This window comes from Ruegeria sp. ABV4_181 (genome assembly GCF_056158465.1).
Genome location: NZ_JBSWTI010000002.1, coordinates 1961129 through 1981634, shown reverse-complemented (window position 1 = coordinate 1981634; position 20506 = coordinate 1961129). Strand labels below are relative to the sequence as shown.

General features: G+C 54.8%; 19 protein-coding genes and 2 pseudogenes. 7 read left to right on the top strand and 14 right to left on the bottom strand.

Features of this window, described 5'->3' with window-relative positions:
• Window positions 1-46: 46 nt before the first annotated feature.
• Complete coding sequence (locus ACXAC3_RS09835; RefSeq protein WP_475159302.1) at window positions 47-1273, bottom strand: ABC transporter substrate-binding protein; 1227 nt, start codon at window positions 1271-1273, stop codon at window positions 47-49.
• Between the two features lie 109 nt (window positions 1274-1382).
• On the opposite strand from ACXAC3_RS09835, the gene ACXAC3_RS09830 reads away from it, so the two are divergent.
• Window positions 1383-2486: a LacI family transcriptional regulator gene (locus ACXAC3_RS09830; protein WP_475159300.1), complete on the top strand. Its 1104-nt coding sequence runs from the start codon at window positions 1383-1385 to the stop codon at window positions 2484-2486.
• A gap of 299 nt (window positions 2487-2785) precedes the next feature.
• Here ACXAC3_RS09830 and ACXAC3_RS09825 read toward each other — a convergent pair whose 3' ends face one another.
• From ACXAC3_RS09825 to ACXAC3_RS09805, 5 genes and pseudogenes are all read right to left on the bottom strand, one after another.
• Window positions 2786-4636 (bottom strand): adenylate/guanylate cyclase domain-containing protein, encoded by a 1851-nt coding sequence (locus ACXAC3_RS09825; protein WP_475159298.1) that lies wholly within the window; start codon window positions 4634-4636, stop codon window positions 2786-2788.
• A gap of 118 nt (window positions 4637-4754) precedes the next feature.
• A pseudogene (locus tag ACXAC3_RS09820) lies at window positions 4755-4895 on the bottom strand (IS3 family transposase); the annotation flags it as partial.
• 6 nt (window positions 4896-4901) lie between these two features.
• Window positions 4902-5046: pseudogene (locus ACXAC3_RS09815) on the bottom strand (IS5/IS1182 family transposase); the annotation flags it as partial.
• Window positions 5047-5248: 202 nt separating this feature from the next.
• A complete protein-coding gene (locus tag ACXAC3_RS09810; protein ID WP_475159295.1) occupies window positions 5249-7285 on the bottom strand; it encodes an adenylate/guanylate cyclase domain-containing protein in 2037 nt (678 codons plus the stop codon).
• 517 nt (window positions 7286-7802) lie between these two features.
• The gene (locus ACXAC3_RS09805; protein WP_475159294.1) at window positions 7803-8426 is read right to left on the bottom strand and encodes a TetR/AcrR family transcriptional regulator; all 624 of its coding nucleotides are present in this window, start codon (window positions 8424-8426) and stop codon (window positions 7803-7805) included.
• A gap of 170 nt (window positions 8427-8596) precedes the next feature.
• Here ACXAC3_RS09805 and ACXAC3_RS09800 point away from each other — a divergent pair, with 170 nt between their 5' ends.
• The 3 genes from ACXAC3_RS09800 to ACXAC3_RS09790 all read left to right on the top strand — a co-directional run bounded on the left by ACXAC3_RS09800 (window position 8597) and on the right by ACXAC3_RS09790 (window position 10236).
• Window positions 8597-9388 (top strand): MBL fold metallo-hydrolase, encoded by a 792-nt coding sequence (locus ACXAC3_RS09800; protein ID WP_475159293.1) that lies wholly within the window; start codon window positions 8597-8599, stop codon window positions 9386-9388.
• Window positions 9389-9452: 64 nt separating this feature from the next.
• Complete coding sequence (locus ACXAC3_RS09795) at window positions 9453-9791, top strand: DUF1330 domain-containing protein (protein ID WP_475159290.1); 339 nt, start codon at window positions 9453-9455, stop codon at window positions 9789-9791.
• A gap of 19 nt (window positions 9792-9810) precedes the next feature.
• Window positions 9811-10236 (top strand): DUF4437 domain-containing protein, encoded by a 426-nt coding sequence (locus ACXAC3_RS09790; protein WP_475159288.1) that lies wholly within the window; start codon window positions 9811-9813, stop codon window positions 10234-10236.
• A gap of 353 nt (window positions 10237-10589) precedes the next feature.
• Here ACXAC3_RS09790 and ACXAC3_RS09785 read toward each other — a convergent pair whose 3' ends face one another.
• Complete coding sequence (locus ACXAC3_RS09785; protein WP_475159286.1) at window positions 10590-11036, bottom strand: SRPBCC family protein; 447 nt, start codon at window positions 11034-11036, stop codon at window positions 10590-10592.
• A 110-nt stretch (window positions 11037-11146) separates the two neighbouring features.
• On the opposite strand from ACXAC3_RS09785, the gene ACXAC3_RS09780 reads away from it, so the two are divergent.
• Window positions 11147-11830, top strand: a complete 684-nt coding sequence (locus tag ACXAC3_RS09780) for a helix-turn-helix transcriptional regulator (RefSeq protein WP_475159283.1) — start codon at window positions 11147-11149, stop codon at window positions 11828-11830.
• A 205-nt stretch (window positions 11831-12035) separates the two neighbouring features.
• Here ACXAC3_RS09780 and ACXAC3_RS09775 read toward each other — a convergent pair whose 3' ends face one another.
• Window positions 12036-12377: a hypothetical protein gene (locus tag ACXAC3_RS09775; RefSeq protein WP_475159281.1), complete on the bottom strand. Its 342-nt coding sequence runs from the start codon at window positions 12375-12377 to the stop codon at window positions 12036-12038.
• A gap of 107 nt (window positions 12378-12484) precedes the next feature.
• Here ACXAC3_RS09775 and ACXAC3_RS09770 point away from each other — a divergent pair, with 107 nt between their 5' ends.
• Window positions 12485-14155, top strand: a complete 1671-nt coding sequence (locus tag ACXAC3_RS09770) for a winged helix-turn-helix domain-containing tetratricopeptide repeat protein (protein ID WP_475159279.1) — start codon at window positions 12485-12487, stop codon at window positions 14153-14155.
• A gap of 395 nt (window positions 14156-14550) precedes the next feature.
• Here the strand turns inward: ACXAC3_RS09770 and ACXAC3_RS09765 are convergent, their stop codons facing one another.
• From ACXAC3_RS09765 to ACXAC3_RS09740, 6 genes are read right to left on the bottom strand one after another with little or no spacing between them, the layout of a single operon-like run.
• Window positions 14551-15489, bottom strand: a complete 939-nt coding sequence (locus ACXAC3_RS09765; RefSeq protein ID WP_475159277.1) for an HAD-IIA family hydrolase — start codon at window positions 15487-15489, stop codon at window positions 14551-14553.
• Window positions 15453-16268 carry a phosphonate ABC transporter, permease protein PhnE gene (gene phnE / locus ACXAC3_RS09760; protein ID WP_475159274.1) on the bottom strand — a complete coding sequence of 272 codons (816 nt, stop codon included), beginning with the start codon at window positions 16266-16268 and terminating at the stop codon, window positions 15453-15455. The genes ACXAC3_RS09765 and phnE (ACXAC3_RS09760) overlap by 37 nt, the downstream gene beginning before the upstream one ends.
• Window positions 16268-17083 carry a phosphonate ABC transporter, permease protein PhnE gene (gene phnE, locus ACXAC3_RS09755; protein WP_475159271.1) on the bottom strand — a complete coding sequence of 272 codons (816 nt, stop codon included), beginning with the start codon at window positions 17081-17083 and terminating at the stop codon, window positions 16268-16270. The genes phnE (ACXAC3_RS09760) and phnE (ACXAC3_RS09755) overlap by 1 nt, the downstream gene beginning before the upstream one ends.
• Window positions 17080-17874, bottom strand: coding sequence for a phosphonate ABC transporter ATP-binding protein (gene phnC, locus ACXAC3_RS09750; RefSeq protein WP_475159269.1), 795 nt, complete (start codon window positions 17872-17874; stop codon window positions 17080-17082). Before phnC ends, phnE (ACXAC3_RS09755) begins: the two co-directional genes overlap by 4 nt.
• A 60-nt stretch (window positions 17875-17934) precedes the next feature.
• Window positions 17935-18909 carry a phosphate/phosphite/phosphonate ABC transporter substrate-binding protein gene (gene phnD / locus ACXAC3_RS09745; protein WP_475159268.1) on the bottom strand — a complete coding sequence of 325 codons (975 nt, stop codon included), beginning with the start codon at window positions 18907-18909 and terminating at the stop codon, window positions 17935-17937.
• Between the two features lie 44 nt (window positions 18910-18953).
• Window positions 18954-19778 (bottom strand): DeoR/GlpR family DNA-binding transcription regulator, encoded by an 825-nt coding sequence (locus tag ACXAC3_RS09740; RefSeq protein ID WP_475159266.1) that lies wholly within the window; start codon window positions 19776-19778, stop codon window positions 18954-18956.
• Between the two features lie 244 nt (window positions 19779-20022).
• Between ACXAC3_RS09740 and ACXAC3_RS09735 the strand changes: the two genes are divergently transcribed.
• On the top strand, window positions 20023-20487 hold the full coding sequence (locus ACXAC3_RS09735) for an NUDIX hydrolase (RefSeq protein ID WP_475159265.1): 465 nt from the start codon (window positions 20023-20025) through the stop codon (window positions 20485-20487).
• Window positions 20488-20506: the final 19 nt, after the last annotated feature.

Below are 20506 nucleotides of genomic sequence, written 5' to 3'. Positions count from 1 at the left end.
GATTGCGGTCGACCTGAGGCTTTATGCCGGTCGACCGCGCATGGGCTCATTCAGCGCTTTCGATAATCGAAACAAACTGCGCCTGAGCATCCTCAGCCGTTATCGAGGGGTCGGCGAAGAATTCGACGAAAAGCGTGCTGATCTGGTCAGCCGTGTCCGGCGTGTTCAGCATCGCCGTGTCCGGAAGCAGAGCACCTTCGCTGAGAAGCTTCAGACCCTTTTGCATGCAGTCATTCGCCGTCGACAGATCGATATCGCCGCGAACCGGCAGCGATCCTTTCTTCAAGTTGAACGCCACCTGAGTTTCGGGCTTTAGCATAAGCTTAGCCAATTCGGTCTGCGCTGAGATTTGCGCTTCATCTTCCAACACCGGGAAATAAAACGCGTCTCCACCCGTACTCAGCAGTTCCGTCATACCCAGACCGGGCAAACAGCTATAATCTTCACCGGCGACTTGTTCGGCCATGGCAAATTCACCTTGCGCCCAGTCCCCCATGACCTGACCACCTGCTTGCCCTGTGATGACGAGGTTGGTGGCATCGTTCCAGTTTTGAACCGTCGACTCTGCGGCCATTGCCCGCGCTTCTTCGGCCGCCTTGAACACTGCGGCCACTTCATCTCCTGCCGCGACCTCGACATTTTTGTCGCCGTAGACAGACAGGAAGACATCGTTTGATACCAAAGCCGCGAAGAGTACGTTAAACAGCCCGCGTTGCTGCCAACCTTGTTGACCCAATGCCAGCGGCAGCTTTCCGGCTTCCTGAAGTTTCGGCGCGGATGCGACGAATTCTTCCCAATTGGTCGGGACGGGCAAACCGGCGTCTTCGTAGGCTTTGTGCGACAACCAAATCCACTGCCATGAGTGAATATTGACCGGCGCGCAATAGACGCGCCCGTCGACCGTGCATGCGTCAAGCAACGACGGCGGGTTCACTATATCCTTCCAGCCTTCGGCCTCTGCAATATCTGTAATGTCGCGCAGAAGTCCCGCCTCGATCAGTTCTTCTGCCTGACGTCCGTGATTGAATTGGAAGGCACCCATCGGGTCACCACCGGTCAGACGACTGACCATCACGGCCCGCGCGGCCTCACCACCGGCAATGGCGGCATCAACCCAGGTGTTGCCTGACGCGTTAAATGCGTCGGCGAATTCCTTCACCGCGGCGGCTTCGCCGCCGGATGTCCACCAGTGCATAACTTCCAGCTCGGACGCTGAAACACCCGAAGCCGCGACAATTGCTGTGGCAGATAACAGTCCTTTGACCCTGTTCATAGTTTCCTCCCGTTCTATAACGTTATAGATCGATCTATAACGATTTAGATTTCTCTTGCAAAGACTTTTTTGAACCGCGATATATGAACCGCGCCATTTGGAAAGAGAGATGGAACCCGACTATCGGTCCTTACCTCATTCCGCCAAGGAGTTACCCGGGATGCGAAGAACAACGGAAAACTTAAGCAATTTGAGCTCGGAAGAACTCAAGGCTCTGGTTCAGCCCGGTGAGCGCCCGACCCTGAAGACGATATCGAGAATCTGTGGCCTCGCGGTCGCAACTGTGTCACGCGCTTTGGGAGACGCACCAGACATCAGTGAAGACACCAAAGAACGCGTGCGCACTGTAGCCCGGGCCATCGGTTACGTCCCCAATCGCGCCGGCGTCCGGCTGCGCACAGGCAAAACAAACGTAATAACACTGGTTGTTCCCGCTGAGGGCGAGGTCATCAACAATTCATCGAAATTGACAAATTCCATCGCATTGGAACTGCGCGGTACTCAGTTTCATCTCAATGTATTGCCGTGGTTTCCGGACGAGGACTCACTTCGCCCTATCAAATACATTGTCGAAACCCATTCGGCGGACGCCGTGATCTTCAACATGACAGAGCCGGAAGATCCACGTGTGGACTATCTTTTGAAGCGCAATTTTCCCTTCGCGACGCACGGGCGGACAATCTGGTGCGACAGGCACGCCTATTATGACTACGACAACACGGCATTCTTGCGGGTTGCCTTAAGGCGGCTGGCGGAACGAGGACGCAAGAACATTTACGCCATGCTGCCGCCCTCCAGCCAGAATTACTCACAAGATATGTTGCGCGGATTGGAACAGACGGCGCCCGGGCTGGGGCTCAGCTATCGCGTCGCGCAGAACATCGACAGCGATCAACCATCAGAGGACATCCGCCACTGGATAAAGCGCAGGTTGTCAATATCGCCGGAAATCGACGCCATCGTCTGCTCGTCGTCAAAGGCTGCCATGGCGGCCGTCGTTGCAGTCGAACAACAAGGGCGGCACCTGGGGCTCGACATAGACGTATTCTCAAAGGAAGTTGTCCCCATCCTAAAGCTGTTCCGCGAAGACGTTCTTGTGGAATTCGAAGACGTCGGAACCGCCGGAAGCTTCCTCGCCAAAGCCGTAATGGAACAACTGCTGCGCCCGAACCGACCGCTGATGCAAAAGCTGGAAGTTCCTGTGGACGGCTAGCGCGAATTTGAAGGGATTCTTTAGGGGGTGATTTTTGCGCGATACTCAGTTCGCGCTCTCTGTGGACATCAGAGGCGTTGCTGCATAAAAAAATATTTCGCCCTTTTCACATTCGGCCAGAACGATGCCTTGGCGGAATAGTTGTTTTCCGCCCCTTTTTGAACGGCGTTACATAGATTGCAGGTATGGACCTTCTTGCTAGCTGCGAGATTGTGTTCTTGTAGAGCTCGCGCCCGGAAGAATTTGCAGTTGTTCATTCTAAATTGCAGGGCAACGCGTAATACCGCAATCACCTATTTCTACTCAGGCAGGCCAGCTGCGCGCAGCCCATCCTGGAAGCGGCTTTGCCCAATTGGATCGGTAATCTGGATGAAGCTTGTAGAAATTCTCGCATCCGGCATGCGCTCCAGAATTGCTTCTATGGTCTGAGCTGCTTTATCAGTTTCTCCAAGCTGCCCATAGGCTGCGGCTCGCCACCACAAATTCCCAATAAATCGTGGGTTCTTTGTGCGCGCAGTTTCAAGATGGCCCAGTGCTTCAGCATAACGACCCTGAAGATAAATCGCCTGACCAAGCAACTGGTCGGCTAACCAATTGTGAAAAGGGTTCAACCTTACCGACAAACGCAGCAGCTCCTCGGCTTCCGCACCACGTCCCAGAAATATCAGGGCCAATGCCGATCGGCTCAACAGATGTGGGTGAGCCGGTTCGAGCTCCATCGCATGTGTGAATTCTTCAAGCGCGCCTTCGTAATCGCGAAGATTCAGAAGTGACTGCGCCAAGACTTGTCGTGAATACCAATCGTCCGGTTCAAGGCGAACGACCTCGCGAGCTATTGCTAGGCCATTTTCAAGAGCGACATCCGGATTGTCCGCCACCCGAAAATAACCTTTCTGTGTTTCAACAAAGCCCAGTAAGGCTTTGGCCCGAACGAAATCAGGGTCCAGCGCCAGTGCTTCTCGGGCCAGAGCGCGCGCACTCTCGTAGGATACCGGCGTATTCACCCAGCTTGCCTCATCTGCGCGGGCCCAGAGCAAAAAAGCTTCAGGGTTTTCTGTAAAGCGGTGTTGGTTCTGCACTCGCTCCAGATCCTCTGAAAACTGCTGCGCAAGCTGTCCTACAAGCGAGTCCTGTAGTTCGAAAACATCTTCCGACGCGCGTTCGATCCGGTCGCTCCAGATTATTCGCCCTGACAAGGCGTCAATCAATTCGACATCGACTCGCACCTGATCACCGGACCGGCGCAGTGTGCCGCGCACTACATGTGCCACTCCCAACTCTTCTGCCACCGTTGCAGGGCTGACGCTTTGATCACGATATCTTTCGGTCGAACTACTCGCTATCACGAACAGGCCCTTGACCCGAGCGAGGCTTCGCGTCAGATCCTCTCCCACCGCCCTTGCGAGCAGCAAATCTTGCTCATTGTCAGATAGCGTCCTGAACGGCAGGATAGCGACCGAGGGTTTGTCAGGCAGAACCAACTGCATTTCAGCCAGCGACGCAGCTTCAACGTTTTGCGGTCTTAACCGCTCCCAAGCGACCGTTCCGACGATGACCAATGCAAGCAGAGCAACCCCGGCTGAAATCCAATTCAACGCGCTCAACCGGTTGATCGACTTGGCTTGAGCTTTGGAAACAGTACTCGAGTCGATCACATTAAAAACGCGAATTGGACGGGCGATATTCTTGACTTGGATCTCACCAAGATCTTCAAGTGTAACATCCAACTTGTCCCGGATCTGGTCGCGCGCCGAACGTGAAATCGCAATACCACCGACGTCTGCCAAGGCTTCGATCCGAGCCGCGACATTGACGCCTTCTCCGTGCAGATCATCACCTTCGACGATCACGTCACCCAGATTTATTCCTATCCGCAGAGAAAGTGTGCTGTCGTCAGCAAAGCTCTTTTGTATGGCTGCCGCGCATTCTACAGCCTCGACGACAGAAGCGAATTCCGCCAAGTACCCGTCACCCATCGTCTTAAACAAACGCCCGCGGTGATGTTCAAGTGCCGGCAGGATTATCTGGTCGAATGCCGCGTTGAGCAGGTTCCTGGTGCCGATTTCATCACGCTCGATCAATGCGGAGTAGCCTACCACGTCTGCGGCAAGTATCGCGGCAAGGCGACGTTCAGTTCTTTCCTCAACCATCAGCGTAGTCCGTTTTGATCTGACTTAAACAATTGCTGAAAATCTACTAGATTGCACGAGTCTTCATTTTCTTCTGCGAGCTATTGGGCTGATGACCTGCCCCCCGAGGCTCCCTCATTCATAACGAGAGTCTACGGGTTTGGTTTTCATATTCTCCGTCGTCTAATTGGGCAAGCGCGCCGGGCGCGGAGCCCTCAAACTGCTCAAGCGTCCGGCGCGCTTCTACGGGTGTTTGGTTGCCGAGCGATGAGTGCGGCCTTCATCACCGGACCTGTCGGTAGACGCTAGGTGACTTGCCGTATTCATCAGGCAGGTAGCGCAAAGTGGCTTAGGATTGAGCCGGTCCAGAAAATGACACCGAGAACAAGGCGGTGATTGGTGGGTTGGCGCCAATTTGGGCCGCGTGCGGCGAGAGATTCACGCTAGGTGAACACCCGTTTCTCAACTGTTATCAGGTCTCGTGCCAAGCTGGCCTGCATTGTGGAAATCAGCTTGGCACGAGACCCAATTTGATCCCCGTTTTGTCGACACAACTTGCCTAACCGAGACTAAGGGATCACCGACGCAACGCGCAGGGTTCAGATCTTTGCATCAAACCTATCGCACGTAAGTCTATCGCTTCTTGTTCGTGCTAGTAACTGCGCTCCAATCACCCGGTGGCGGGTTCTCCAAAAGAACCTGGGCGCGGGACATCATCGTGGCTGAGGCAGGATCTCCGTTTCGTGCCAGATCAACGGTCTTAAAGGCAGCAACAGCTTTGTCAAACTGCCCTGCACGATAATGTGAAAGGCCCTGTTCGTAGGCTTCAATCCACTCAAACGATCCGTCAATTTCATCATTCATGGCGATCAGTTCGTAGACCACGACCTCTTCGACGCGTCCGAATACCGTCAGCGTGTCCAGTTCGCGTACCACGATTTTCTCAGCTGCCTGGCGTCGGGTTTCCGGGCCAATCAGGATTAATGTGCCGTAATCCTTATTGGCCTCCTCCAACCGGCTGGCAACGTTCACCACGTCGCCAATTGCAGTGTAGTTCAAACGCTGCTCTGACCCAATGTTACCGACCAGTGCCTCGCCACTGTTCAGGCCGACCCTGACCCGCAAAGGGTTGCCGGCTTCGTCTTTGATTCCGGCCTCTTCCACAGCTGCAATAAGGTCCAGTGCCGCGCGACAGGCGTTTTCGGCGTGGTTGGCATCCTTGCGTGGCGCGCCCCAGAACGCCATCACGGCGTCGCCTATGAATTTGTCGATAGTCCCACCGTTACGAGTAATGGCTGCCGAGGTCGCGCTGAAGAAGGGTTCCATCAATTGGACAACTTTGGGCCCAAGCTTCTCCGAAAGCCCGGTGAAGCCGGTGACATCGCAAAACAACACGGAAATCTGCCTGATGTCTCCGCCTGGCTGTGTCTTGATGCCCTCGGCAACCAACATGCGCACTAATTCGGTTGGTACATACTTTCGGAATGCTGACAGACCCGCAGCCATGCTTGCTGTCGCAGCAGAGAGATTAGCAAGCTCAGACAGTTTAGAGGGCCTGCGCGAGATGCGTTCCACGTCAAAGCGTTCGATTTTGCTCAGGTCTTCGGCGATATATGCCAATGGATCCGCGACGACTTTGCGGACCAGCCAAATCGCCAACCCGGTGGCAACAGCAACCACGCCCAAAAGTATATAGACCAGCTTTATCAGCGTTTTGTCGATTTCCGAAAGAAAGGCAGCTTCAGGAATGACCGTGGCAACGCGCCAGCCGTAAAACCCCAAAGGCGTCAGAGCGACCGCATAAGGCACACCTCCGATGACAACGCGTTTTGTCAAAGTGCCGGGGGCATTCGCTGCGGGGCCACCCAGCAGGTTTTCCCCTGCGATCATGGCAACCTCGTAAAGCTCTCCCTCGCCCATGCGGGCCGGTGTAACCTCATCCGCTTCGGCATCGGGTACCGCAATCACTTTACCATCGGCATCCAAAACAAACGCTGCGCCAAATTCGCCGGGTGCAAGGGTCGCCAGAAAGCGCGAAAGCCGGTCCGTTTCGATCGCCACGGCCAGGACACCCTGCCGTCTTCGATTGACGTCTATTGGGCCAGCAAAGGTGTAGACGGTTTTATCGCTGCCCGGGAGGCTGCCTGTTTCAATCCACCCAGCGGTTTCGAGGCCCATGAAATTTGAAAACCAGGCATGTTCGCGCGGATCATAGGAGGTGTCTGAAAAAGTGCGCGCTTCGAACTGGATGTCACCTGGGATGAAGATATAGCGGTCTTTCCGCAACATCCGATCTTGGATGTTTTTGTCGATTTCAATCATCTCAAGCCCGTCGTCACCTAATCGACGCGAGGCGAAAAAGTTCCCGTCCGGCCACCCGAAGAATATCCACGAAATATTCGGTTGCGCCTGTATTTGTGACAAGAACACAAATTCTCGTTTGTCGGCTTGTCGCGTCGCGATGACGTTTTGGACAAAGATCGTACGCACGGCCGCCCAGGCGGCTTCGGCCGACCTGAGCGTAAGGCCCACTTCGATGCGGACGGTATTTGCTATTTGACTGTTGATTTCAGCCGCGAGCATACGGCTATTGTCGCGCGCTGTCGTCCACCACAAGGAATGGACTATAAGGGTCGACACGCCGATGGACATGGCAACCAGTATCGACACAGCGATGCCTACGCTAATTCGCATTTTAGCTCCGCAAATAGCGACTTGTGCTTCAGTATTGAATTGAGATGACAGGAAGAGCAAAGCTTACTTTGCGATTGTGCTGAAAACTCACGCAAGTGTTAGGCTTTAGCGAGAAAAGCTGCTTCCGAAGCGACCACCTCAGCAAGTAATCGCTATATCCTGTCTTTGCCGCCAACTAGGAAGCGTACCGCCGGTGAAGGTGCAGTGCGATGTGCAATCGCCTTGAGGGGCTCACCGAAAGCCCGCTTCGGTCGCAAGACGAATTGCCCGAAATGATTGCGACGTCAATCCGCCCTGCGATTGTGGACCATCAAGCAATGAAGGCTGCCGTCTCGACCACTGGCGACATAGCGCCAGAGCTAATACAGGCCTGTACCGCTCACCCTTTATTAGATGCTTGTATATGGATGTGTTTGTCGATGGTCTGATGCAAGCTGGCTTTTCGACAGCCGCTGGTGCGTAGTTTACCCAACCTGCGAATTGGTGCACCCTGTCAGTATTGTGACTGCAACCCCAACAGGAATGCAGAAACCATGTCGGCTATCTCGGCTTGCCGTTCTTCGCCCACTTCTTTTCCGTTCAGCCATGTGACGCTCAAAAAAACCAAGATCATCGAGCGGCGCGCGATTGCAATCTGACCCAGCTTTTTTCGCCCAAGCTCACCCAGTCCGAGATGGCGGCTGATCAGCTCAGCTTCGATATCCAGACCTTGGACGATAATGGCTTCGTTTTCATCAAAAGCATCACGGGTAGGATCATGTGCCTTCGCGAAGTCGTCCAATGAAAGGCTTACAATTCCCTTTCTGGCGGCCAAAAAGCGAGTCGTTCGCCTGTTGAGTTCCCGAATTGCGGCTTCTCCGTCCAGTTCCTCGGGCAGCTTTAACAACTGGTGTTCCTCAGCGAGAGAGTCACCAATAAGCGCCGTTAATATGGCGCCCAGACCCTTGAAGTGTTTGTAGATGGACGCAGGCTCGATCCCGACAAGCCGGGCAATTTCTCTTATTTTCAAACCGGATGCACCCTTCTCCCCGGCCAGTTTCTCGGCTGCGGCAAGGATGGCGTTGCGCGTCGTGAACCCCTCGTATTCCTGGGCAATGTCTTTTGGCCGTCCCACCATGGCTTGGTGTCTTCTCCTGAATTTCGAGTACTCCTATTGACTTCTTTGCTAACGCTGTTAGCTAAGGCAAACAACGTTAGCTTTGAGGGGCCGATATGAGACTGTCAACCTCGTTTACCGCTGCTGCGCTGATCGTACTGGGAACAACCACAAATGCGCAGACCAGTTCGATGACTGAGATCGCGGACGGCGTTTATCACTACTTTTCCATGGGTTACTCCAGCATGGTTGTCATTGGAGAGAATGGTATTCTCGTGATCGATCCGTCCTTCACACCGCGGGCTGAAGAGCTGAAGGCGGAGATTGCGAAGATCACCGACAGGCCTGTTACGCATATCGCCCTGAGCCACGAGCATTTTGACCACATTGGTGGAACTGAAGTGTTCGAAGGGGCCGAGATCATCATGCAGGAGAACGGCCTCGACATCCTGAAACTGTCGCCGTTGATGCCCATGCCAACGATCACGACGTCGTTCGACGACATCCACACTGTGGATCTTGGAGGTCAAACCATCGAGTTGCATCACCTCGCTGTCGCAGATGGAGTTGCGACCACGGTTGCACGTGTCGCCGACAGCAATGTCGTGTTTTCCGTGGATATGTACATGCCGCAGGAATTTTCTCCGCATGAGTTCAAGGAAGACACCAATTTCGTGGGCTCAGGCGTAGTTTTGAACACACTGGTGGATTGGGATCCGACTTACGCAATCAACGGGCACTCAAACGGTAACAGCGTCGAAGCTCTCAAAGAAAATGCGGAGTTTCTGAATGAGCTGCAAGCGAAGGTAGAGGCCCGCTTTCAGGAAGCTTTCGCAAGCGGCAACCCGTCAGCCCCTGTTGAGTTGCTCTTTTCCATCCCCGACGAAATCGAAATGCCCGAATACTCAGACTGGAAAAACTACGACACAGCGTTCCCCGGTTACGTCCGCCGAATGGCCCTGTCCGTTTTCCACGGCGGTTGAGCGGAATTGCTCTGTTCAGGGCCGCAACGGAAATCAATCTGAAAAACATAATAGGAAACCCAACATGTCCTTAGGAAAAGAAGCCTATCTGTTGTTCAGCTTCACAGAACAAGGAGATATGAAGAATTTTGGCGAATATGCAAAAGCTGCCAATGACGTTCTGGAGAAGTTTGAAGGCGAACTCCTCGTCATAGGCGCACGAGAACCCTCCATTTCCAAGTTTGAAGGAGACTGGCCAGAGGGCGCGGGTCTTACCCTGATACGGTTTCCATCTCGCGAAAACCTCGAAGCTTTCTGGAAGAGCGACGAATACCAATCCATCATTGATCTTCGGACGGCGATACTGCCGGCCAATTTCACTATCGGGTTCTCGCACGGGTGGCGCGGTGAGGTCGCCTCGTGAAAGTCGCAGAAGCAACTTGATGGAAGAAAGAAGCATGTTCAATTCAATCGCTAAAGTCGCTGCTGTGGCTGGTATTCTCATCAGCGCAATCTCTCTGTCTGCCAACGCTGAGACAGTAAAAAGCTCATATAGAATTGCGTTGGAAGAGGCAGAATTCTTCCAGCCCGAGGGCGCGCCGTTTGAGCTTGCTGTCCTTTGGGGCGATCCCCAGAAAGGCCCGTCGGCGGTTTTCATGAAATTCCCGCCAAACTTCCCCGGAGCTATGCACTCGCACACCCATGGATATCACGGCCTTGTCGTAACCGGTGCATCCAAGCACTACGTCAAAGGCGAAAGTGAAGCTGACGTGCCGCTGCAAACGCCCGGAGACTACTGGTATCAACCAGGCGGAGAGCATCACAATGACTCCTTTCCAACTGGTGAACCAACAATCCTGTTGATTTAATGGGAGGGTCCAATGGACGTGCACTTCCACCCAGAGGAATAGTGCCAGAGTTCAAATGGAGGGGTATGTGCTCCTCCACATTTTTTTCACCTAAGTTCAGACATGGGCGCAAATTGCGACATGGATCAAAATCGGTCTATTTGCCGCCCTCGGAGGCACTGCGGCATGCTGTAGTACCCATCGGCGATCAACGCCGGATCGTCAGAGTAGGTGCGCATGGCTGATCGGAGGATCAGTCTTGGAAAAATCAAACTCACCTGCCATTCAAGCCCTTCGGCCGGCGTGAAATATGGTACATGTTGTCGGTCAGCAACGGCCGCTGAAGCCAAAAAAACATGTTTGAACTATCCGAGTCACGGGGCACGCGCCTTCTCAGCCAGCCCCTGAAGGTTTGCATCGATGATCTTGCTCATCATCATCTTCATCACGGTCTGCCCCATCAGCCACCCAAGCGGTCCGTATTTGACGCGATAGTCGAAGGTCCAGGTTACTCTGGACTTCCCGTCCGTTGGGGTGATGCGAATTTCCGAACTTGCTTCATGCAGAGGCATCGCAGCCATATCCGACAACCGAACGGTGTATCCGGTACCGGGTTTCCACGCCGTCACCTCCTCCACCACCGATGTGCCATTGGCGAAGTTGTTGCGCCGCTTTGAGCCCACACCTGCTTCTCCGTCTGTCAATGCATCGACGGATGTGATCTGCGGGGCAAACTCGTCGATCCGCATATAGTGGCTGAGAACGGCCCACACGGCATCGGGCGCTGCGTCGATAATCAGGTTGCGTTCGTAGTGGATCATTGTTGGCTCCGTTTAGTTGCGCGATCGTCGCGCTGTCTTGGTTTCTGAGCCTGTCCTAGAACTCCTCTGCTCTCACCGTTATGACAGTAGTGTGAGAGGAGAAGCAATTAATGCGTCGCACTGAACGCCTGTTCCAGATTATCCAGATATTGCGGTCCACAAGGTCGCCGATCACTGGACGGGAACTGGCGGATGAACTGGAAATCTCACTCAGCACGCTGTATCGCGACATGGCCGAGCTTCACGCACAGCGCATCCCGATCACCGGCGAGGCCGGGATTGGATATGTCCTCGATGACGGATATGACATGCCGCCGCTGATGCTGACCGCAGATGAGTTGGAGGCCGCCGCCCTCGGCGCGGCCTGGGTCGCCTCCGAGGCCGATCCGTCCCTCGCTCGGGCCGCGCGTGACTTGGTGTCGAAACTGTCTTCGGCCATTCCGAAAGAGCTGCGCCCGGTGGTGCTGGATGGGAGTTCCAAGCCAATTCAAACCCGGGCCAGGGTATCAGAGCGTTTTGACAGCGCGCTGCTGCGCCATGCCATTCGTGAACGGTATCGCCTGCAACTCATCTACACGGATCGCAACGGCAGCACGACAGACAGGATCGTCTGGCCCCTATTGATCGCATTTCTTGATCGCACGCGTTACCTCATCGGATGGTGCGAAACCAAAGAAGACTACAGGCATTTCAAAACGGAGCGGATCAAGGAATTGCGCGTGCTCGGTCAGAAATACCCGGGGCGCAGAGCGGCACTTCTCAAAGGATGGGAAGAAGCGACCGCTCGGCAGTAATCAAGGCATCACTTTCCTCATTGAGTACTCAATGAGGTATTTAGATAATGCGGTCGTTTTTTCTGCATTTTTGGACGCTCGCTGCGAACGCAAAGCTGGAAAAACACCGACAACGGGACGCGGACAATTCCGCAAAAAAGCTGAATTGTCCGCTTTAAAAATGCGCGGGTTTCCAACATACCGAAGATTTGCACCACGTCAGTGCTCACTTATGTGGCTCGGCCGGGACCGGATTGAGCGGCACAAACAGGTACTTAACCTTACGTTCGTTGATCAAAAGATGTACCAGCGTGCTTTCCATCTCGGGCGTTGCCGCGGACCGGGTGCACAGATGAAACACATCGCCGACGGCCTGCACAATACGTGGATCGCCGTGGCGAATTTGCGTTTTCAGGCTGCGGATATAATAGCCGTCGGGGTTGGCTTGGATATCCTTCGGCGAAACAGCCTCATTCACATGGCCCTGCCCGCATAACGCGTCGATACGGCTTTCAGAGTGGGCGACGGCAGCTGTCAGCATCAAAGCGGCGGAAATAATCAGTTTCATCCTGTTTCTCCTCTCGTTTCCCGGACTGACCCGCGCCGCCAGAAGGCTGGTGAGCTTGCCAGCAGCGCGCCGGTTTCGCTAAACTAGGACACATGGAGGAGCGTGATTTGTCCCGAAAAGGCGGCGAAATCGGCACGAATTCTTCTGAAATCGTTCACCTTGGCGATTTCACCTTCTCTGTTGAAACTCTGGAGATTCAAGACGCTGCCGGAGAAACTGTTGATTTGCGCAGCCAAAGCGCCGACGTACTGGCAGTTTTGGCACGGCATGCCGGGGAAATCGTCCCGAAAGACATCCTGATTGAGAAAGTTTGGGCCGACACTTTTGTGACCGATGACAGCCTGGTCCAGTGCATCGCCGATATCAGGCGGGCGCTGGACGACAAGGATCACAAGCTGGTTCAGACCTTTCCAAAAAAGGGATACAAACTCAACGCGACCCGGGTCGCTACCGTTGAAGAGATCGCTTACGCTGGCGTCGTGCCCCGGACAGGTCTTTTGGCTGGACGGCGTGGCATCGCAGCGTTTGTGTCGCTGGTCACGCTGACGCTGATCGGCGCAATCTACCTGACGTTCGGTGATCCGCGGCGCAGCGAAAGCAACCATCCACCCCGCATTGCCGTGCTGGCGTTCGACGATTTCAGCGCAGGTGAGGACAAAGGCTACCTGTCCGACGCGATCGCCGAAGGGATTATCAGTGAACTGGCCCGATCGCGCTTTTATGACGTGATCGCCCGCAATTCCAGTTTCCGTTATCGCGGCCAACCCATCGACATTCATCAGATCGGCGAAGAACTTGGAGTGCAATACGTCCTAGAGGGCAGCCAGCAAAAGTCAGGTGACAAGCTGAAGGTCACAGCGCAACTCATCGACGCCACTACCGGAGAGCATCTATGGGCGCATACCTACGATCAGAACATCGGGGATCTGTTTGTTGTGCAGGACCAAATCGTCCGTACGCTTGCCGACCGCGTGGGCCAGCGTCTCATGCGCCCAAGCCCGATGAGCGACCCGGATAAGGTCACCGCCCAACATCTGTTTCTTACGGCCCGTCAGTTCGTCGTCGATGACTTTTCCGAAGCAAGCAACTGGAAAGCTTTTGAAACTGTACGAAAAATCTTCGAAGTAGACCCCGACAGCCACTATGCACATCTCGGTATGGTGTTCGTGTACCGTCATGCTGGCGAATTCGGCTGGCATGGCTGGGATCGGCAGGAAGCCTTCGATACAGCGCTGAAGCACGGCCTAAAGGCGCTGGAGATTGCCGCGGACGATCCAAGCACACACTACTTGTTGGCATTGCTCAGAGGCTCGCGCGGCGAAAATGAAGAAGCCCTGGCGCATTACGACAAGGCAGTGGCACTTAACCCCAGCGCATCCCGGTATCTGGCGGCCAGCGCAACTCCGTTGCTCAATGTTGGCCGTACAGACGAGGCCATTGAACGGCTGGAACGGGCCAAGGGTATCGACCCTTTCCACTCTCGGAATGTCCATTGGAGGATGGGCTGGGCGCTTTGGCAAAAGGGCGACTGTGAAGGCGCGCTTGATGCTTTTCTGCAAATGGACAAGATCGTGAAGGGCGCGCACCGCATGCTGGCCGCTATCTATGCGTGCCTCGGTGAGGTCGAAAAGGCGCAGGATGCATACAAAGTATTTTACGCCGACGCGCATGAGCCAACGATTGCTGAGTATCGCGCTGAAAGTATCGACACCTGGACCGCGTCCGGCGCGTTAGAGCGCTACCTGGATCACATGCGCATTGCCGGGATGAAAGACTGACACTGGGCTTGGCGCTCAGGTTCACTCTCGCGTGAAATTCAATCAGTAATTTCAATCACAGCACACATGACCGATCTCGTAACTTCGATGCAGATCTGTCGTTGTGCACCGTCTGGCACAGAGGCTGATCTTCATGCGTCGCGCAGGATTGCTCGAAATGGACTCGCAGTGGCAATTGGCAACAGCGCAGCTCATGCCAAGCACCCTGCCGGGGATCCCGGGAAAACGCGGCCCACACACGACCATCAGAACGTCTTATTATTTCTGCGGATGTTGGCCGTATTTCGGACATTCGACGCAGGTGCAACATTTTGGAGGCTGATGAACCCACACAACGCAGACTTATCCAACGTTCGAGTTGGACAGAATATCTTTCGAAAAGGAAACTTCTTAACTCACGGCCGGGTTACGACAAAGTTTGGTACTATCCCTGCCTTCTTGATCGCGGCTTCGACGTCATGCTCAGCGAAGAACCCAAATCCGGAGATGAGCGCCGAAACTACGCCGGCATTTCGTGCGCCCAGAATGTCGGTGTGCAGGCTGTCGCCAACCATCAGAACCCGGGACTTGTCGATGCGCCCGAGGCGTTGGAACGCGAGATCGTAGATGTTGCCGAAGGGCTTTCCAAAGAACTGAGGGGCGACACCTGTCCGGTCTGCCAGCCGATGCGCGAAAAGACCGGGCTCTTTGGAAAATCCGTACTCGCGCGGGGCGACAATGTCAGGGTTGCCGACCATTACCGGGCGGGGACGCTCCAGCAAGGCGGTCTCCAACATGGCTTGACGCGTTTCGGTCCAAGCTGCTGACCCGATCATCAGAAATCCGTCGACGGATTCGTAAGGTTTCGGGTCATCCTCCAGATAGGATAGTTTCAGCCCCTCCAAATCGCGCAGGCCGGCGCTGGGTGTCGCCATCAATCCCCAATGCAGCCCATTTTGGCCATTTAGTTCAGACAACAATGTGGCCCGGCTGGTGATCACGTCCTGCGGCGCGAAGTCATACCCAAGCCTGGTGTATTTTTCCAACAGAGTTGCGTGCGGAAACCCTGCAGCGTTCGACACGACCAGAACGCGCTTTCCGGCCGCTTTCAGTGACCTGACACGCTCAGGAGTGTCCGGGATCGCCGTATCTCCAATATTGAGGACCCCGAAGGCGTCGAGGAGGAAGACGTCGAATTCATCGGCTATATCCTCCAGCGTCTCAGCCTGACGATAACTCACTTCAGCAGGTCCGGTTTCCGGAAGGCGATGCCGCACAGCCTCGTAGGCATCAAAAGCCTCTTGCGCAGAGAACCCGGTCAAATGATGGCCCCTCGGACTTTCGCCGAGACCCATTCACTGATCATGACCGCGACAAGAATAACAATCAGGATCAGGCTGACTTGCGGCCAGGCCAGAACGTTGAGCGAGGCCGACAATTGCAACCCGATGCCCCCGGCGCCGACCAGCCCCAGAACCGTGGACTCGCGAATGTTGATATCCCAACGAAAGACCGCGATGCCAGCAAAAGCGGGCAGGATTTGCGGAACGATCCCGTAGGCCATGACTTGCCAGCGCGACGCCCCTGTTGCCGTGATCGCTTCGACCTGCGTGTGATCAATTTCCTCAATCGCTTCATAAAGAAGCTTTGCACAGAACCCGATTGAACGGATGGCGATTGCTATGACACCGGCAAAGACACCCGGACCAATAATTGCGATCAAAAGAAGTGCCCAGATCAACGAGTTGATCGAACGGGTCGAGACAATGATCAGCAGGGCAATGGGCCGGATGAACAAAGCCGATGGCGTGGTGTTGCGGGCCGCCAGAAAGGCGACCGGCACCGCCATGCACAGGGCGATGATTGTACCCAGGGTGGCGATGTTCAGAGTGTCCCAAATCGGGCGGCCCAGTTGGGTGATATAGTCCCATTTGGGAGGCGTTGCGCGGGTCCAGATATCGTTGGCGATGCGAGGCGCGTCCCAGACGAAAAACCAGGTCGTGGATTCCGAGATAAGCTGCCAACAGTAAACAAAGACCGCCACGCCCAACAGCCAGCCGAACCATCGAACCAGGCTCTGACCGGTCGTCCGCCGGCGCCAGATCTGCGTATCGTCGCGTTCAAGTACTGGCATTACTGAACCCTCGCCCGGATAATTCCGGAAAGGTATTCAAGTGCCATGACGATCCCGATGATGAGGATCAGAATGGCCGCTGCCGTGTCGTATTCATAGCGATCAAACGCCGTGTTCAACGTTGCACCGATACCGCCGGCCCCCACGAGACCGAGAATTGCGCTTTCGCGGAAATTGATGTCGATCCGGTACATGGAAAGCCCGACTAGTCGCGGCATCACCTGCGGCTGAACCCCATAGTTGATCCATTGTGGCCAACGCGCGCCGGACGCTTTGATCGCTTCGGCCTGGACCTTGTCCATGGCTTCGATGTCCTCGGCCAGAAGTTTGGACAGGAAACCGATGGTCGCGAAGGACAGCGTCAGAAATCCGGCCAGCGGACCAAAGCCGAAGATAGCCACCAGCAGAATGGCGACGATGATCTCTTGCAAAGCCCGGCTTATTGCGACAATGCCGCGGCAAATCATGTAGATCGGCAACGGGGCAATATTGCGTGCGGCCCCCAACCCAATCGGGATCGAAATCAGAATGCCCACAACCGACGCGGCCACGGTCATTACGATACTCTCCAGAAGGCCGCTCCAAATATCTGACCACCGCGAAACGAAGTCCGGGCTGGCGAACGCAAGGACGAACGCCCATCCCCGGTCCAGCCCTTCATAGACCCGGCCCCAATCAACTTCGATGGTCATAAAGGCCGCGATCAGGTAGGCGAAAAAGCCAAGAAACAATGCCCAGCGGAGCAGTGGGTTTTTAACAAAGGCAGGCTTACGCCAGCCTTTTCCAAGCATGTCGTCCAGTTCCGGGTGGCTCATTCCGCAGCCTCGACATCTTCATCTTCGTCAACTTTTTCGATGGTCGCTTCCCAGTCTTCCTCGCCATAGATCTCGGTCAGCTTTTCGGGCGCAAGGCCCGTTGGAAGACCGTCATATACGATTTCGCCAAAGCGGAGACCAACGACACGGGGAACAAACATCTGGGCGAGTGCCACATCATGGATATTGATAATGGCCGCCAATCCGCGTTCCTGACACAGCTCGGTGATCAGGCGCATAATCTGGCGACTGGTCTTTGGGTCCAGCGACGCAGTCGGCTCGTCGACCAGCAACAGTTTCGGGTTCTGAATCAAGGCGCGGCAGATGCCGACCCTTTGGCGTTGACCACCCGACAGCTCATCCGCCCGTTTGTCCGCCATGTGCAACAGTCCCACCCGATCAAGCAGGCGGAAGGCCTCATCCACATCCGACTGCGGGTACCGCCGCAGGAAGCTGCGCCAGAACCCCACATATCCCAGCCGGCCGGACAAAACGTTTTCCATCACCGTGAGGCGTTCTACCAAGGCATATTCCTGAAAGATCATACCCATTTCGCGGCGCGCTTTCCGCAGCGCGCCCGAGCCGAGTTTGGTCAGGTCCACGTCATCCAGAAGGACACCGCCGCTTGTGGGTTCGACCAAGCGGTTTATGCAGCGGATCATGGTCGACTTGCCCGCGCCCGAGGGTCCGATCAACGCAAGAACCTGTCCTTTTGGAACCTCAAGATCAATGGCCTTCAGCGCCTGATCTCCGGTCTTGTATGTTTTCGTCAGCTTTTGAAGACGCAGCATAAAATGCCCCAGATTAGGGTGAACAGCGGGCCCCGTCAGGCCCGCTGGATGAGTCAATGGTCACTGGCAGGCGTAAGAGACGCCATTTGCTGCGTCAATTTTACGAATGACGTCCCAAAATTCCTGATAGGTCATCTCAAGGAACTGACCTTCGTTCGACTTCGAGAATTCAGCTTCCAGTGTCGTGCCCTCCCAGTCGAAATTGAAGAAGGCATTGCGGATCTTCTCCTGCAACTCGGGTGTCAGGTTGTAAACGGTGCCAAAGCCCGTCGTCGGGAAAGTCTGCGACTTGTAGATCGTTATGACATCATCTTCGTTGATCACATCGCGCGAGATCATCCGCGATTTTACCGAGTTCGCAATTGAAGCCGCCAAGTAGTCTTTGTTTGCAACACCCAGGATCGAGTTGTCGTGTTTGCCCGAATAGACCGGTTCAAAATCGCGTTCAGGCAGAAGATCAAAGTCGCTTTTCAGGATGGCTGAGGGCGCTTTGAACCCCGAGTTGGATGTGGGTGAGGTAAAGGCCAGTTGCTTGCCCTTGATATCCTCAACCTTTTCGATGCCCGAGCCCGGATAGGTGATGATTTCCATCTCATACCCGAAATTGCCGTCTTTCGAAGCCATGATCGTGAACGGGCGGAATCCGGCGCAGTTTACCGCCAGTGGATTGGAGCCGGTATTGAAGCCCGCGATATGCAGACGCCCCGAGCGCATTGCCTCGATCTGGGCGGCGTTGTTCTGGACCGGGAAAAAGACGACGTCCTTGCCGGTTTCCGCTTTTAGATGGTCCAGAAAATCAGACCACGCGGTTTTATATACGGCGGGGTCTTCAACCGGAGTATATGCAAAGATCAGGGTGTCAGGGTCAATTTGCTCGGAAGGATCTGTGGGGATATCCGCGATCAAATCCCCGTCGGCGTCGCAAAAACGCTCGTCCAGGTCACCGCGCGGGCAATCCTGTGCAGACGCTGTCCCACTCAACGACATGAGCGCGATTGCGGATGCCCCAACCAATAGTTTGATATCGATCTTCATGTTTTCCTCCCAGTCATGTGCGGTCAATTTTGATCCGCAGTTAATCAGTCTTCCAATGCTTGCCCGGCGACGAGAACATCGACCTCGGCCCCCTCAATCGCGTTACGCAGTTCTTCTGTTGGTTTTTTGTCGGTAACGATGGAATCCAGACCGTCAAGGCCGCCCACTTGAGACAAGTCTTTGCGGCCGAACTTCCCGGAATCAATAAGAAGATGCCGTTTCTCGGCGCGCGTCAGCATCATCCTCTTGACCGCAGCAAATCCCCGCACTGTTTCTGAAGGCCCTTCTGTAGAGAAACCCGAGGAACCGATCATGCATCTGTCGACGTTGAATTGAGACAGAAATTCCAGCGTTTCGGTTCCGATCGTTGCAGATTCAGTTGCCAAATATTCCCCCGGGCATAACAGGACCTGGGCACTGCCATGGCCAAGTGTCATCGCGACGGGAATTGAATTGGTGATCACCGTGCAATGGGTGCCGAGGTAAGCCAAAGCGCGTGCCATCTCGATTGTGGTCGAGCCGGAATTGATCATGACCGTTTCACCGCCCTGAATCAGTTCTGCCGCTCTGACGCCTATCCGCTCGCGCTCCTCAACCTGAGCGTTTGTCCGTTCATCCAAACCCGGATAGTGCCCTTGCGCGGGGGCTGATGCCCCCCCGTGGGCGCGCGCGATCAAGCCGTCACTCGACAGAGCGTCGAAATCCCTGCGTACCGTTTCGTTGGAGACATTGAACCGCTGTGCCAGTTCGTTGATGCGAACGTGCGGGCGCAGCTTCAACTCCAACAGTATCTGTTGGCGCCGGTCGGACTTCTTGACCCGGCTCTGGTTCTTTTCAGACATTTTGCCGCGCGTTTTAGTTTTGGACATCCGGCGACCCGACTAGGTTTCGAAACCTACCTTTGTGGGCTTTCGGGCATTTTGCAATAATTTTTGTTGCAAAACCCTCGGAACGTTGTGAAAATTCGAGAGTTAGTAAGTATTTCAAGGCGCAGAGCAAAAATGCACAGGCTGATCAAATTCAGACCAGGAATTGAGAGAGCGTCTTAACCGGCCTACTTGCCATCAAGACAGGTTCCATTTGCTTTTTGATCGTGTGGCATTGAGGGACAGCATGAACGACAGCGAAACGGCAGATCAGATTGCGGCGCTTCCGATGCGCTGGGACAAGGCCGGCAAGTTGCGTGTGCTGATGGTCACCTCGCGGGATACTGGACGGTGGGTTATTCCAAAGGGATGGTTAATGGACGGCAAAAAGCCATGGCGTGCCGCTGAAATAGAAGCTCAGGAAGAAGCGGGCGCAGTCGGCACCATCTCGGATCGGGCAATCGGACAATTTTTCTACGACAAGCGATATGAAGGCAAAAGCAGCGTTCGTTGCCGCGTTACCCTTTATCCTCTGGTCGTTGAAAAACTGAAGCGCCGCTGGAAGGAAGAAGGGGAGCGGACGCGGCACTGGTTTTCACCGGCAAAGGCGGCAAAGCTGGTCGAAGAAAAAGACCTGTCACAATTGCTGAAAAACCTGACAGACAATCAGGAAGTCAAATCGGTCGTGAAGAAGCTTCGAAAGGCTGCTTGAGGAAGGGCATTAAAGAACC

What these genes read in the sequence shown, in the direction of transcription:
- ACXAC3_RS09775 (WP_475159281.1), bottom strand. Translation starts at nt 12,377, where the DNA reads ATGAAACTGATTATTTCCGCCGCTTTGATGCTGACAGCTGCCGTCGCC.
- ACXAC3_RS09830 (WP_475159300.1), top strand. Translation starts at nt 1,383, where the DNA reads ATGGAACCCGACTATCGGTCCTTACCTCATTCCGCCAAGGAGTTACCC.
- ACXAC3_RS09795 (WP_475159290.1), top strand. Translation starts at nt 9,453, where the DNA reads ATGTCCTTAGGAAAAGAAGCCTATCTGTTGTTCAGCTTCACAGAACAA.
- ACXAC3_RS09780 (WP_475159283.1), top strand. Translation starts at nt 11,147, where the DNA reads ATGCGTCGCACTGAACGCCTGTTCCAGATTATCCAGATATTGCGGTCC.
- ACXAC3_RS09805 (WP_475159294.1), bottom strand. Translation starts at nt 8,426, where the DNA reads ATGGTGGGACGGCCAAAAGACATTGCCCAGGAATACGAGGGGTTCACG.
- phnE (WP_475159271.1), bottom strand. Translation starts at nt 17,083, where the DNA reads ATGAGCCACCCGGAACTGGACGACATGCTTGGAAAAGGCTGGCGTAAG.
- phnD (WP_475159268.1), bottom strand. Translation starts at nt 18,909, where the DNA reads ATGAAGATCGATATCAAACTATTGGTTGGGGCATCCGCAATCGCGCTC.
- ACXAC3_RS09765 (WP_475159277.1), bottom strand. Translation starts at nt 15,489, where the DNA reads ATGGGTCTCGGCGAAAGTCCGAGGGGCCATCATTTGACCGGGTTCTCT.
- ACXAC3_RS09740 (WP_475159266.1), bottom strand. Translation starts at nt 19,778, where the DNA reads ATGTCCAAAACTAAAACGCGCGGCAAAATGTCTGAAAAGAACCAGAGC.
- phnC (WP_475159269.1), bottom strand. Translation starts at nt 17,874, where the DNA reads ATGCTGCGTCTTCAAAAGCTGACGAAAACATACAAGACCGGAGATCAG.
- phnE (WP_475159274.1), bottom strand. Translation starts at nt 16,268, where the DNA reads ATGCCAGTACTTGAACGCGACGATACGCAGATCTGGCGCCGGCGGACG.
- ACXAC3_RS09790 (WP_475159288.1), top strand. Translation starts at nt 9,811, where the DNA reads ATGGAAGAAAGAAGCATGTTCAATTCAATCGCTAAAGTCGCTGCTGTG.
- ACXAC3_RS09735 (WP_475159265.1), top strand. Translation starts at nt 20,023, where the DNA reads ATGAACGACAGCGAAACGGCAGATCAGATTGCGGCGCTTCCGATGCGC.
- ACXAC3_RS09800 (WP_475159293.1), top strand. Translation starts at nt 8,597, where the DNA reads ATGACTGAGATCGCGGACGGCGTTTATCACTACTTTTCCATGGGTTAC.
- ACXAC3_RS09835 (WP_475159302.1), bottom strand. Translation starts at nt 1,273, where the DNA reads ATGAACAGGGTCAAAGGACTGTTATCTGCCACAGCAATTGTCGCGGCT.
- ACXAC3_RS09825 (WP_475159298.1), bottom strand. Translation starts at nt 4,636, where the DNA reads ATGGTTGAGGAAAGAACTGAACGTCGCCTTGCCGCGATACTTGCCGCA.
- ACXAC3_RS09785 (WP_475159286.1), bottom strand. Translation starts at nt 11,036, where the DNA reads ATGATCCACTACGAACGCAACCTGATTATCGACGCAGCGCCCGATGCC.